This is a genomic window from Stenotrophomonas sp. 28608_Sma, from assembly GCF_056486185.1.
In genome coordinates, this window is the sequence record NZ_CM151308.1 from 814,607 (window position 1) to 826,655 (window position 12,049).

At 66.8% G+C, this 12,049-nt stretch carries 14 protein-coding genes; 13 read left to right on the forward strand and 1 reads right to left on the reverse strand.

The window, feature by feature from the left end; translation table 11 throughout:
• Nucleotides 1-66 precede the first annotated feature (66 nt).
• The 3 genes from ACZLHH_RS03595 to ACZLHH_RS03605 all read left to right on the forward strand — a co-directional run bounded on the left by ACZLHH_RS03595 (nt 67) and on the right by ACZLHH_RS03605 (nt 2,939).
• Nucleotides 67-711, forward strand: coding sequence for an arylesterase (locus ACZLHH_RS03595; protein WP_049461574.1), 645 nt, complete (start codon nt 67-69; stop codon nt 709-711).
• Between the two features lie 87 nt (nt 712-798).
• A complete protein-coding gene (locus ACZLHH_RS03600; RefSeq protein ID WP_002811889.1) occupies nt 799-1,512 on the forward strand; it encodes a response regulator transcription factor in 714 nt (237 codons plus the stop codon).
• A gap of 155 nt (nt 1,513-1,667) precedes the next feature.
• On the forward strand, nt 1,668-2,939 hold the full coding sequence (locus tag ACZLHH_RS03605; protein ID WP_032129926.1) for a sensor histidine kinase: 1,272 nt from the start codon (nt 1,668-1,670) through the stop codon (nt 2,937-2,939).
• A gap of 231 nt (nt 2,940-3,170) precedes the next feature.
• Here the strand turns inward: ACZLHH_RS03605 and ACZLHH_RS03610 are convergent, their stop codons facing one another.
• Nucleotides 3,171-3,872: an SGNH/GDSL hydrolase family protein gene (locus tag ACZLHH_RS03610; RefSeq protein WP_049461812.1), complete on the reverse strand. Its 702-nt coding sequence runs from the start codon at nt 3,870-3,872 to the stop codon at nt 3,171-3,173.
• A gap of 213 nt (nt 3,873-4,085) precedes the next feature.
• On the opposite strand from ACZLHH_RS03610, the gene ACZLHH_RS03615 reads away from it, so the two are divergent.
• The 10 genes from ACZLHH_RS03615 (at nt 4,086) to ACZLHH_RS03660 (ending at nt 11,988) form a co-directional block, all read left to right on the forward strand.
• Nucleotides 4,086-4,481: a diacylglycerol kinase gene (locus tag ACZLHH_RS03615; protein WP_032129924.1), complete on the forward strand. Its 396-nt coding sequence runs from the start codon at nt 4,086-4,088 to the stop codon at nt 4,479-4,481.
• 32 nt (nt 4,482-4,513) lie between these two features.
• On the forward strand, nt 4,514-5,263 hold the full coding sequence (locus ACZLHH_RS03620) for a TerC family protein (protein WP_004144462.1): 750 nt from the start codon (nt 4,514-4,516) through the stop codon (nt 5,261-5,263).
• 220 nt (nt 5,264-5,483) lie between these two features.
• Nucleotides 5,484-6,644 carry an MFS transporter gene (locus tag ACZLHH_RS03625; RefSeq protein ID WP_032129923.1) on the forward strand — a complete coding sequence of 387 codons (1,161 nt, stop codon included), beginning with the start codon at nt 5,484-5,486 and terminating at the stop codon, nt 6,642-6,644.
• 543 nt (nt 6,645-7,187) lie between these two features.
• Nucleotides 7,188-7,808: a LemA family protein gene (locus ACZLHH_RS03630; RefSeq protein ID WP_049460899.1), complete on the forward strand. Its 621-nt coding sequence runs from the start codon at nt 7,188-7,190 to the stop codon at nt 7,806-7,808.
• Between the two features lie 3 nt (nt 7,809-7,811).
• The gene (locus ACZLHH_RS03635; RefSeq protein WP_049460901.1) at nt 7,812-8,699 is read left to right on the forward strand and encodes a TPM domain-containing protein; all 888 of its coding nucleotides are present in this window, start codon (nt 7,812-7,814) and stop codon (nt 8,697-8,699) included.
• Nucleotides 8,699-9,193, forward strand: a complete 495-nt coding sequence (locus tag ACZLHH_RS03640; protein WP_049460903.1) for a TPM domain-containing protein — start codon at nt 8,699-8,701, stop codon at nt 9,191-9,193. Before ACZLHH_RS03635 ends, ACZLHH_RS03640 begins: the two co-directional genes overlap by 1 nt.
• Nucleotides 9,194-9,244: 51 nt before the next feature.
• A complete protein-coding gene (gene lgt / locus ACZLHH_RS03645; protein WP_049422854.1) occupies nt 9,245-10,132 on the forward strand; it encodes a prolipoprotein diacylglyceryl transferase in 888 nt (295 codons plus the stop codon).
• Complete coding sequence (locus tag ACZLHH_RS03650; protein ID WP_049460905.1) at nt 10,129-10,923, forward strand: thymidylate synthase; 795 nt, start codon at nt 10,129-10,131, stop codon at nt 10,921-10,923. The genes lgt and ACZLHH_RS03650 overlap by 4 nt, the downstream gene beginning before the upstream one ends.
• Nucleotides 10,920-11,483: a hypothetical protein gene (locus ACZLHH_RS03655; protein WP_223224670.1), complete on the forward strand. Its 564-nt coding sequence runs from the start codon at nt 10,920-10,922 to the stop codon at nt 11,481-11,483. Before ACZLHH_RS03650 ends, ACZLHH_RS03655 begins: the two co-directional genes overlap by 4 nt.
• Nucleotides 11,484-11,496: 13 nt before the next feature.
• A complete protein-coding gene (locus tag ACZLHH_RS03660; protein ID WP_049460906.1) occupies nt 11,497-11,988 on the forward strand; it encodes a dihydrofolate reductase in 492 nt (163 codons plus the stop codon).
• The last annotated feature ends 61 nt before the right edge of the window (nt 11,989-12,049 follow it).

Consider the following 12,049-nt stretch of genomic DNA (forward strand, 5'->3'; position numbering starts at 1 on the left):
GACCCGGTCGACGGCGATGGCAACGGACGCGCTGCGGGGGGACAGGCTGTCGATGAGGAGACTCCAATGCGCAAGACGGGATGGAGCCGGCGAGCCGGCGTGATGATGGTGCTGCTGCTAGGGTTCCTGCTGCTGCCCGGGCTGGCGTGTGCCAAAGGTCCGGCTGGCACCGTGCTGGTGCTCGGCGACAGCCTCAGTGCTGCCCACAATATCCCTGCCGACGCCGGCTGGGTGAGCCTGCTGCAGCAGCGGGTCACGCAGCAGTCGAAAACGCCGGCGCGCATCGTCAACGCCAGCATGAGCGGGGAGACCACCGCTGGCGCGCTGACCCGCCTGCCCGGCCTGCTGGCGAAGGAAAAGCCGACCGTGGTGGTGATTGCCCTCGGCGGCAATGACGCACTGCGCGGGCTGACCCCGGCGCAGGTGCAGGGCAACCTGGAAAAGATGGTGCAGGCCAGCCAGAAGGCCGGTGCCAAGGTGCTGCTGCTGGGCATCGACGTGCCGCCCAATTACGGGCCAGCCTATCGCCAGCGCCTTGCGGCGGCCTACAAGGCGCTGGCCACGCAGTACAAGTTGCCGCTGCTGCCCTTCCTGCTGGAGGGCGTGGCCCTGCAGCCGGGCATGATGCAGGCCGACGGCCTGCACCCGACCGCACAGGCGCAGCCGAAGGTGCTGGACAACGTCTGGCCGCTGCTCAGACCGCTGCTCTGAACCGTTTGTTTACCTCTTGACGGAACTTCACATCGCGTCCACCGTCGATCCGGCATGTTTCACAAAGCTGAAGTTAGAGGGAATCACATGCGTCAGACGAAGGAGACCTCCGGCTTGGTGCTGGTGGTCGAAGACAACCGCAACATCTCCGAGATGATCGGGGAATACCTGGAAGGTCGCGGCTTCGAAGTCGACTATGCACAGGACGGCCTGGATGGCTACCGCCTTGCGGCGGAGAACAGCTATGACGTCGTGGTGCTCGACTTGATGTTGCCGCGCCTGGATGGCATCGAAGTGTGCCGTCGCCTGCGCAACGATGCGCGCAAGTCCACCCCGGTGCTGATGCTCACGGCACGCGACACGCTGGACGACAAGCTCACCGGCCTCGGTTTCGGCGCCGATGACTACCTGACCAAGCCGTTCGCGATCCAGGAGCTGGAAGCCCGCCTGCGCGCGCTGATCCGCCGCGAGCGTCGCCAGGTCGGTTCGGAAGTGCTGAAGGTCGCCGACCTGGTGCTCGATCCGGTCAGCATGCGTGCCACCCGTGCCGGTACCGAGCTGCAGCTGTCGCCGATCGGCCTGCGCCTGCTGACCATCCTGATGCGCGAATCGCCGCGCGTGGTCACCCGCCAGGAGATCGAACGCGAGATCTGGGGCAACGGCCTGCCGGATTCGGACACCCTGCGCAGCCACCTGTACAACCTGCGCAAGATCATCGACAAGCCGTTCGACCGTCCGCTGCTGCATACCGTGCAGAGTGCCGGCTACCGCATTGCCGACATCGCCCAGCCGATGGCCTGAGCAGGCCCGCGCCGGTGCAGCCGCAGGCCGGGCCGGGCTGCGGCCAGGCACAAGGGCAGGGGATGACCGTCCGGCAGTGCCGCCGGTCATCGCCCGTGCATCCCAACGGCGCGGTGCGCTGCCTATAATCGCAGCGCTCTGACCGGGACCCCGCAATGCCGCACGGCCTGCCGCGCAAGATCCGTATCGCTTTCATCCTGCAGGCAGTGCTGGCCAGCCTGGGCATCCTGCTCGGTGCGTGGCTGGTTTCGCTGGTGATCAAGCACAGCCTGGTCGGCGCCGCCCTGCGCGAGGAGGCGGCGTACTTCTGGACGCTGCACGAGGCCTCGCCGGTGCAGCCGCCACCCAACACCCAGAACATCCGTGGCTACCTGCTGGAAAGCGGGCAGTCGGCCCTGTCGTTGCCGGCCAATCTGCGCAACCTGGAGCCCGGCTTCCACGAACTGCCCAAGGACGACCAGCTGGTGCTGGTCGATGTGCGCCCGGCCGGCCGCCTCTACCTGGTATTCCTGCGTTCGCGTGCGGAGATGCTGGCGTTCTGGTTCGGCATCGTGCCGGTGCTGCTGACCCTGCTGGCGGTGTATGGCGCCAGTTGGGTCACCTATCGTGCGTCCAAGCGCCTGGTATCGCCGGTGAACTGGCTGGCGCGGCGCGTCTCGCGCTGGGACCCGGGCCACCCGGAGGCGGCCGACCTGGAGCCGAACAAGCTGCCGGCGGACATGCAGGGCGAGACCCGCCAGCTGGCGGCCGCACTGCATTCGCTGGCCAACCGGGTCAGCGCGCACGTGGCGCGCGAGCGCAATTTCACCCGCGATGCCAGCCATGAACTGCGCACACCGCTGACCGTCATCCGCGTGGCCAGCGACATGGCGCTGGGCGATGACAGCCTGGAGCCGCGCCTGCGCCGCAGCCTGCAGCGCATCCAGCGTGCCGGCCGTGACATGGAGGCGGTGATCGATGCCTTCCTGATCCTGGCCCGCGAGGCCGACGTCGAACCCCAGGTCGAGCTGTTCGACGTCAATGACATCGTCCGCTACGAAGTGGACAACGCCAACGAACTGCTGGGTACGCGCCCGGTGTCGGTGCATCTGCACAGCGATGGCCCGGTGCAGCTGCATGCGCCGCCGCGGGTGCTGCAGGTGGTGGTCAGCAACCTGGTGCGCAACGCGTGCAGTTACACCGATGAGGGGCGCATCGACGTGCATGTGCACAACGATCGGGTTGTGGTGCGCGATACCGGTATCGGCATGTCGGCCGACGCACTGTCGCGGGCCTTCGAGCCGTTCTACCGCGCCGAGCCGAGCCGCCCGCAGGGCACCGGCCTGGGCCTGTCGATCGTGCGCCGGCTGTGCGATCGCTTTGGCTGGAAGGTCAGCCTGGCCAGCGAGCCGGGTCAGGGCACCGAGGCCACGGTGATCTTCCGGTAGAGGGCTTTTGCCGGGCTGCGCCCGGCACCCGCCGAGGCGACATCAACATCAAAAGCGGGCATTCCGTGAAATGGCGGGGCGGTGTGGGTTTGCAGGACACGCCGTAAACCCGTCCATGGGGGCTCGATGGCGCCATCCATGGCGCCAACGGTCCTGCAAACCCACACCGCCCCGCCTTCGACAGTTTCCCGCGATCCGCAGTAGATCCACGCCATGCGTGGATGGGGTTGCTCAGTTGCACTTCACCTTCGGCGCCAGCGCCTTGGTCCAGATCGCATAGCCGGCCGGGGTCATGTGCAGCATGTCCTCGCGGAACAGCGACGCATCCGGCTGGCCGTCGGCGCCCAGCATCGGCGTGTAGACGTCGGTGAAGCCGGTATTGGGCAGCTTGGCCAGCGCGGCCTTGATCAGCGTGTTGGCCTCGTTGATCGCCGGCAGCAGGTGCGCGCGCGACGGGCTTGGCTTGATCGACAGGTACTCCACCTTCGTCTTCGGCAGGTCGCGATGCACGCGCTGCACGAAGGCAACCACATCGTCGCGCACCTGCACGGCGCTGCGGCCGCTGTTGAGGTCGTTGTCGCCGGCGTAGAAGAACACCTTGCATGGCGCATACGGCACCACGATGCGGCCGGCGTACCAGGTGCTGTCGCGGACTTCCGAGCCGCCGAAGCCGCGGTTGAACACCGGCTGGCCGGGGAAGTCGGTGGCCAGGCTCTCCCAGAAGCGAATCGAGGAGCTGCCGATGAACTCGATGCCACCACGCGGCGGCGGGCTGGCCTGGTCGGCGCTGGCGAAGTGGGCCATGTCGCCGGCCCAGGCCACGTTGGAGACCTGCTCGGGCACGCGCGGCGGCTTGGCCGGGCTCAGCGCCTGGGCCAGGGGGGCGGCGGTCAGCAGGCCCAGCATCAGCAGGCAGGTACGGCGACGGGACATCAGGCGCTCCAGCAGGGAAGGGGAAAGCCATCATAGAAGCTGGGGCGGGCCGGGGCTTGCCCCTGGCAGTCCATTCACCGGGCCGGTGCCGGGATGCGGCTGGCGGCCTTGTGGCAAAATGGCGGCCATCTGCCTATCCCTGTGCACCCATGATTCCCTGCCGTGCGTCTGAGCGGTCGCTGCGCCGCGCCCCTGTTGCTGGATGTTCCACCCGTGGCTGATCAGTTCGGCCATCTGCCCCGCGGCCCGCGCCGCATCTTCCAGGCCGCGCGCTGGTCCTGGCAGGGCCTGCGCGCCGCCTGGCTGCATGAGTCCTCGTTCCGGCTGGAGGTCTACCTGCTGATCCTGCTGACCCCGGTCGCGGTCTGGTTGGGCCAGACCCCGGTCGAGCGTGCGCTGCTGATCGGCTCGATGCTGCTGGTGCTGGCGATGGAACTGGCCAACTCGGCCATCGAGGCGGTGATCGAACGTTACGGCAGCGAGATCCACGAGCTGGCCGGCCGCGCCAAGGACATGGGTTCGGCGGCAGTGTTCGTGCTGATGATGAACGTGCTTCTGTGCTGGGCGCTGGTCGTGGTCCCGCATGCAATGGCCGGCAATTACGGCTGATCCCCATTCCCCCACTGCCCTGAAGAGTTTCCATGTCCTTTGAGTTCCTCGCCGACCCCAATGCCTGGGTGACCCTGTTCACCCTGAGCGCACTGGAAATCGTGCTCGGCATCGACAACCTGGTGTTCATTTCCATCGCGGTCAGCAAGCTGCCGGAAGAGCGTCGCCCGTTCGCGCGCAAGCTCGGCATCGCCGTGGCCTGCATCACCCGCATCGCCCTGCTGGTGTCGCTGGCCTATCTGGCGCACATGTCCGCCAACCTGTTCACCGTGGCTGGTATGGGCATCTCCATCCGCGACCTGGTGCTGATCGTCGGTGGCCTGTTCCTGATCATCAAGGGCTACATGGAGATCAAGGAGCTGATCACCGGTGGCGAAGACGAGAACCCGGCCACCAGCAAGGCCTCGGGTGTATTCGGCATGGTCATCCTGCAGATCGCCATCATCGACATCGTGTTCTCGCTGGACTCGGTGATCACCGCCGTCGGCATCGCCGATCACATCCCGGTGATGGTCGCCGCCATCCTGCTGTCGGTGCTGGTGATGCTGCTGGCCGCCAACCCGCTGGGCCGCTTCATCGACGCAAACCCGACCGTGAAGATGCTGGCACTGGCCTTCATCCTGCTGATCGGTGCGGTGCTGATCCTGGATGGCCTGGACGTGCACGTGCCCAAGCCCTACATCTATGCGGCCATGGGTTTCTCGGTGCTGGTGGAATGGCTGAACCTGCTGATGCGCCGCCGCGCACGCGATCACCACGTGCCGGGTGCTGGCGACTGGTAAGCAGATCACAGGCAAATGTGTGTCCCAGAACCCCCGGCCAGCGCCGGGGGTTCTGCGTTATGGGACCCATTGGGCTCGCCGGGCCATGCCCGGCGGGGAGGTTCCCGCCAGCTGTGAATTGGGGTCAACAGTGTTTTCCCGGGGCGAGGCTTAATCCGGGCCGACAAAGCGCGCAGGCTACGCGCTCTTTTCCAGGACCTGCCCCACGCAGGATGACCCCATGAACTCCAGAGCCGCCTTGTTGGCCCTTGCCGTCGGCGCCTTCGCCATCGGCACCACTGAATTCGCGCCGATGGGCCTGCTGCCTGTCATTGCCGACGGCGTCGGCGTGAACATTCCAACCGCCGGCATGCTGATCACCGCCTATGCCGTGGGCGTGATGCTGGGCGCGCCGGTGATGACCCTGCTGATGGGACGGTTTGGCAAGCGCACCGCGCTGATGCTGCTGATGTCGATCTTCGTGGTCGGCAACCTGCTCTCGGCACTGGCCCCGAACTACGGCCTGCTGTTGCTGTCGCGTCTGGTCACCAGCCTCAATCACGGTGCCTTCTTCGGCATCGGTGCGGTGGTTGCCGCCAGCCTGGTGCCGAAGGACAAGCAGGCTGCCGCCGTGGCCACCATGTTCATGGGCCTGACCATCGCCAACATCGGCGGTGTGCCGTTGGCCACCTGGGTGGGCCAGCAGCTCGGCTGGCGCCTGTCCTTCGCCGGTACTGCGGTGCTGGGCCTGGTCGCGATCACCGCGCTCGGCCTCGCACTGCCGGCATCCGCGCCGGGGCCGCGCCCGGACGTGCGCCGCGAACTGAGAGCGATCCTGCAGCCGCAGGTGCTGCTGGCGATGGCTACCACCGTGCTTGGCGCCGGCGCGATGTTCACCCTCTACACCTACGTGGCGCCGGTGCTGACCGAGCTGACCGGTGCCTCCAACGCCTTCATCGCGATGTCGCTGGCGCTGATCGGCATCGGCTTCACCTTCGGCAACGGCATCGGCGGGCGCATGGCCGACTGGTCGCTGGATGGCGCCACCCGCATCCTGCTGGCGGTCCTGGCCGTGTTGATGTTCGTGCTGCCGCTGGCCTTCATGAATCACGCCACGGCGGCGCTGGGCGTGCTGCTGTTCGGCGCGGCGACTTTCGCCATCGTGCCGCCGTTGCAGATCCGAGTGATGCAGGCGGCCAGCGAGGCGCCGGGACTGGCGTCGTCGATCAACGTCGGTGCGTTCAACCTGGGCAATGCCGTGGGTGCGGCGCTGGGCGGTGCGGTGATCAGTTCGGGCCTGGGCTACGCCGCGATTCCGGTGGCCGGTGGCCTGCTGGCGGCCTCGGGGTTGCTGCTGGCATGGCTGGGGCGTCCGCGCACTGCGGTGGCCGAGGCTTGCTGAGGAGTGTTGGATTCCGGCAGGGCTTGCAGCCCTGCACCCGCCGAATCAACGTCAACGTCAACGGCAAAAGCCTGCATTCCGTGGGTTGGCGGGGTGGGTCCGGTTGAGGGGGACGCTGCAAGTACGTCCATGTAAGCTCGGTCGCCGCATCCATGCGGCTCACGCCCCCTCAACCGGACCCACCCCGCCTTCGACAGATTCCCGCGGTCTGTCGGAACGTCGTTCTGCTTTGGCAGGTGTCGACCTTGGTCGACACGAATGCCTGAAGAACCGGCTTTTGCTTTTGCTTTTGCTTTTTTCTGATCTTTCCCGCGGTGGCAGGAAATTGTCCCTGGTCGGGAGGGTGGGTTGGCTGGGGGCGTGAGCCGCATGGATGCGGCGATCGAGCTTACATGGACGTACTTGCAGCGCCCCCCAGCCAACCCACCCTCCCGGCCAACCACAGAGAGCCCGCCAACCACCGCGGAGGGGGCGGCGCCCGATGGCCGGTCTTTCACCCGAACCATGGCATGCTCGGCGCCAAGCCCACCCGGAACCTCCGCCATGCGCCTGTTCACCCGTGTCCTGCCCCTGATGCTGTTGGCCTCCCTGCTCTCCGGCTGCGGCTACAACGCCATCCAGCAGAAGGATGAAGCGGTCAAGGCCAGCTGGTCGGAGGTCATCAACCAGTACAAGCGCCGCGCCGACCTGGTGCCCAACCTGGTGCAGACCGTGAAGGGCTTCGCCAGCCAGGAAGAGCGCGTGCTGACCGAAGTCACCAACGCCCGTTCGCGCGTCGGCCAGATCAACGTCAACGCCGACGACGAAGCCTCGCTCAAGCAGTTCCAGCAGGCCCAGGGCGAACTTGGCAGCGCGCTGTCGCGGCTGCTGGTGGTCACCGAGAACTATCCGGAACTGAAGTCCAACCAGAACTTCCGCGACCTGCAGGCGCAGCTGGAAGGTACCGAGAACCGGGTCACCGTCGCCCGCGGCCGCTACATCCAGCAGGTGCAGGACTACAACACCTACATCCGCTCGTTCCCGCAGGTGATCACCGCCAAGATCTTCGGTTACAAGACCAAGCCGAACTTCACGGTGGACAACGAAGCGCAGATCTCCAACGCGCCGGCGGTCGATTTCGGCAACGCGCCGCAGCAGCAGCCGGCACCGCAGCCGGGTCACTGACCCATGCGCCTGGCCACTGCGCTGCTGGCCCTGCTGCTGTGGCTGCCGCTGGCGTCGCAGGCGCAGCAGCTGGCGCCGATTCCGGCGCTGGATTCGCCGGTGGTCGATACCACCGGCACGCTGGACACCACGCAGAAACAGGCACTGGTGCAGCAGGCGGCTGACCTGCAGCAGCGCAAGGGCAGCCAGCTGCAGGTGCTGGTGGTGCCCAGCACCCAGCCGGAGGACATCGCGCAGTACACCACGCGGGTCTTCGACCAGTGGCAGATCGGCCGCAAGGGCGTGGATGACGGGGTGCTGCTGGTGGTGGCCAAGGACGACCGGCGCGTGCGCATCGAGCCGGGCTACGGTCTGGAAGGCGCCATTCCCGATGCCATCGCCAACCGGGTCATCCAGGAATACCTGGTGCCGCGCTTCCGCAGCGGCGACTACGCCGGTGGCATCACCGACGCCACGGCGGTGCTGGTCAAGCTGATCGACGGCGAAACGCTGCCGGCACCGGTCAGCGGCCATCGCGGGCGTGAGCCCAGCAGTGGTGGCGATACCTGGTTCCTAGCGCTGTTCATCGGTGTGTTCGCCGGCAGCATCCTGCGCGGCGTGTTCTCGCGCGTGCCGCGCCCGCTGCGCGGCCTGCTCGGCGGTGCCGGTGCGGCGCTGGCGGCGTTCCTGTTCACGTCCACGCTGCTGGCCAGTGGCCTGGCAGGCGTCGTAGGGCTGATCGTGGCCATGCTCTCCGGCCATCCGGGCCGCTTTGCCGGTGGCGGCGGCTGGGGCGGTGGCAGCTGGGGCGGCGGAGGCGGCTTCGGTGGGGGCGGTGGATTTGGTGGTGGTGGCGGCTGGGGTGGCGGTGGTGGCCGCTCCGGTGGTGGCGGTGCTTCGGGGGGCTGGTGATGATCCAACGTCTATGTCGGCACGTGTTTTCGCCGTCGGTACGGCGCGCGTTCCCGCCCGCCACATTGCAGGCGATCACCGAGGCCATCGCGGCCGGTGAGCAGCGCCACGGTGGGCAGGTGATGTTCGCGGTGGAAGCGGACCTGCCGCTGGGGGCGCTGTGGCACAGGGTGACCCCGCGCCAGGCCGCCGAGCATGCCTTTGCCCGCCTGCGCACCTGGGATACCACCCACAACAACGGTGTACTGATCTACCTGCTGCTGGCTGACCACGCCATCGAGATCGTCGCCGACCGGGGTCTGCAGGGCCGGGTCAGTCCGGCGCAGTGGCAGCGGGTCTGCACCCACCTGCGCGAGGGCCTGCGTGGTTCCCATCCGGTGGAAGCGCTGCAGGATGCCATCGACGAGGTCTCCAGCCTGATCGAAGGGCACTTTCCGGCCTCGACGCGGTCGAACGATGACGCGTTGCCGAACTCGCCCCAGTTCCTTGGTTGAGCCGGGGCGGCACTGGCCCGAGAATAGGCGTTCAACCGCAAGGCACCTTCCATGATCTATTTCCACGACATCGACCCCATCGCCCTCTCGCTGGGGCCGATCAAGGTGCACTGGTACGGCATCATGTACCTGCTCGGCTTCACTGCGGCCTGGCTGCTGGGCCGCAAGCGCATCGCTGACGGGCGCCTGCCGGGTGTCGATGCCAACGGCTTCTCCGACCTGCTGTTCTACGCCATGCTCGGCGTGGTGCTGGGCGGGCGCATCGGCTACATGCTGTTCTACGCGCTGGGCGATTTCCTGCACAACCCGCTGCTGCTGTTCAAGGTGTGGGATGGCGGCATGAGTTTCCACGGCGGCCTGCTGGGCGTGATTGCCGCCTGCTGGTGGTGGTCGCGCAAGCACAAGCTGCACTTCTTCGACACCATGGACTTCATGGCGCCGCTGGTGCCGCTGGGCCTGGGCTTCGGCCGTATCGGCAATTTCATCGGTGCCGAGCTGTGGGGCAAGTACACCGACGGTAGCTGGGGCGTGGTGTTCCCGTCCGGCTTGCCGGCCCCGCTGAACCAGCTGGACCATGCGACGCTGCAGGCGCAGTTCGCCACCGGCGCGCTGAATCAGTTCGCACGCCATCCCTCCCAGCTATATGAAGCGTTGCTGGAAGGGCTGGTGATGTTCGTGGTGCTGTGGACGGTGTCGGCCAAGCCGCGTCATCGCTACCTGGTCGGTGGCCTGTTCGCGCTGATGTACGGCCTGTTCCGCTTCGCGGTGGAGTTTGTGCGCATGCCCGACAACGGCGTCTACGTGGCCTTCGACTGGCTGACCCGTGGCCAGATCCTCAGCCTGCCGCTGATCGCCTTCGGCCTGGTGCTGCTGGTGATGTCGCGCCGCGCGCCGGTACTGCAGCCGCAGCCGCTGGTAGCTGCCGAGGGCAAGGCATGAAGGCTTACCTGGACCTGCTCTCGCACGTGCTCGAACACGGCGCCGAGAAGAGCGATCGCACCGGCACCGGCACCCGCAGCGTGTTCGGCTGGCAGATGCGCTTCGACCTCAACGAAGGCTTCCCGCTGGTCACCACCAAGAAACTGCACCTGCGCTCGATCATCCACGAGCTGCTGTGGTTCCTGAAGGGCGACACCAACATCGGCTACCTGAAGGACAACCAGGTGCGGATCTGGGACGAGTGGGCCGACGAGAACGGCGACCTCGGCCCGGTCTACGGCAAGCAGTGGCGTAGCTGGGCTACCGCCGATGGCGGTGAGATCGACCAGATGCAATGGCTGGTGGACGAGATCAAGCGCAACCCCGACTCGCGCCGGCTGGTGGTCAGCGCCTGGAACGTGGGCGAGCTCTCGCAGATGGCGCTGATGCCGTGCCACAACCTGTTCCAGTTCTACGTGGTGGACGGCAAGCTCAGCTGCCAGCTGTACCAGCGCAGCGGCGACATCTTCCTCGGCGTGCCGTTCAACATTGCCAGCTACGCGTTGCTGACCCACATGGTGGCGCAGGCCACCGGCCTGGGCGTGGGTGACTTCGTGCACACGTTGGGCGATGCGCACCTGTATTCGAACCACTTCGAGCAGGCGCGCGAGCAGCTGTCGCGTGAACCGCGCGCGCTGCCGACGCTGTGGTTGAACCCGGAGGTGACCGACCTGTTCGGCTTCCAGTTCGACGACATCCGCATCGACGGCTACGATCCGCACCCGGTCATCAAGGCGCCGGTGGCGGTATGAGTACCCGCCTGATTTCCAGCGGCCTGCTGGCGCTGTGCGGCATGCTGCCGCTGGCCATGGTGCAGGCCGGACCGGCCGATGCGCTGTCGTTGGCCAGGCAGGTCAACGAGCAGATCGTGCACAAGCACATGCGCGAGGAAGTGCAGGCGTTCGCCGGGGCATTCAACGGCAGCACGATGATGCCCCAGGATGTTCCGGAAGGGTGCCGGGCGCAGATGCATGAGGCGGTAACCGGGATGTACACGGCGATGACCGAGCATCTGAAGGCCGGTATCGAGGATCCGGTCTATCAGCGCACGCTCGAGCAGCAGCTGGCCAACGTCTATTCCAGCGACCAGTTGAAGGCATTTCTGGCACGTCGTGCCAGCACCGACACCGCTGCGCTGTCGGCAGACATCCTGTCAGGACCGGGCCTGAAGGATATCGAAAAGGCGCAGAAGCAGAAGATCCTCGGTGGCCTGGATGAGCGGTCCACGTCCAACCCTGCGCTGGCTGCGGCGTTGCAGGCTGCCAGTGCCGCGAACGCTGCCTGCGAACGCCTGCAGATCGACGCCAGCTGAGGAGGTGGCAGCAATGAAGCTCTCGATGATTGTGGCACTGGACCGCAACCGTGGCATCGGCCAGGGCAATGCCATGCCCTGGCACCTGCCGGATGATTTCAAGCACTTCAAGGCGCTCACCCTGGGCAAGCCGATCCTGATGGGGCGCAAGACGGCCGAGTCGATCGGCCGCGTGCTGCCGGGGCGGACCAACCTAGTGCTGACCCGCAGCGGCCAGGTGCCGTTCGAGGGCATGCGCGCGGTGGCGTCGCTGGACGAGGCGAAGGCGATTGCCGAAGGCGAGGGCGCCAGCGAGCTATGCATCATCGGCGGCGGCGAGATCTTCCACCAGCTGCTGGACCAGGTCAGTGACCTGTACCTGACCTGGGTGGATGCCGAAGTCCCCGCCGATACCCATTTCCCCGAAGTGGACGTGCAGGACTGGCGGGAAGTGAGCAGCGAGCCGCATCCGGCCGACGAACGTCACGCGTACGCGTTCCGCTTCGTGCACTACGTGCGCCGTTGACCGCCGCCCATCTGTAGAGCCGAGCCATGCTCGGCTGCTGTTGCCGGACACATCCCGTAGC

Bases quoted from the DNA above. Each gene is read 5' to 3' on its own strand.
- ACZLHH_RS03610 (WP_049461812.1), bottom strand. From the start codon at position 3,872: ATGTCCCGTCGCCGTACCTGCCTGCTGATGCTGGGCCTGCTGACCGCC.
- lgt (WP_049422854.1), top strand. From the start codon at position 9,245: ATGATCTATTTCCACGACATCGACCCCATCGCCCTCTCGCTGGGGCCG.
- ACZLHH_RS03655 (WP_223224670.1), top strand. From the start codon at position 10,920: ATGAGTACCCGCCTGATTTCCAGCGGCCTGCTGGCGCTGTGCGGCATG.
- ACZLHH_RS03635 (WP_049460901.1), top strand. From the start codon at position 7,812: ATGCGCCTGGCCACTGCGCTGCTGGCCCTGCTGCTGTGGCTGCCGCTG.
- ACZLHH_RS03605 (WP_032129926.1), top strand. From the start codon at position 1,668: ATGCCGCACGGCCTGCCGCGCAAGATCCGTATCGCTTTCATCCTGCAG.
- ACZLHH_RS03595 (WP_049461574.1), top strand. From the start codon at position 67: ATGCGCAAGACGGGATGGAGCCGGCGAGCCGGCGTGATGATGGTGCTG.
- ACZLHH_RS03625 (WP_032129923.1), top strand. From the start codon at position 5,484: ATGAACTCCAGAGCCGCCTTGTTGGCCCTTGCCGTCGGCGCCTTCGCC.
- ACZLHH_RS03630 (WP_049460899.1), top strand. From the start codon at position 7,188: ATGCGCCTGTTCACCCGTGTCCTGCCCCTGATGCTGTTGGCCTCCCTG.
- ACZLHH_RS03660 (WP_049460906.1), top strand. From the start codon at position 11,497: ATGAAGCTCTCGATGATTGTGGCACTGGACCGCAACCGTGGCATCGGC.
- ACZLHH_RS03650 (WP_049460905.1), top strand. From the start codon at position 10,129: ATGAAGGCTTACCTGGACCTGCTCTCGCACGTGCTCGAACACGGCGCC.
- ACZLHH_RS03600 (WP_002811889.1), top strand. From the start codon at position 799: ATGCGTCAGACGAAGGAGACCTCCGGCTTGGTGCTGGTGGTCGAAGAC.
- ACZLHH_RS03640 (WP_049460903.1), top strand. From the start codon at position 8,699: ATGATCCAACGTCTATGTCGGCACGTGTTTTCGCCGTCGGTACGGCGC.
- ACZLHH_RS03620 (WP_004144462.1), top strand. From the start codon at position 4,514: ATGTCCTTTGAGTTCCTCGCCGACCCCAATGCCTGGGTGACCCTGTTC.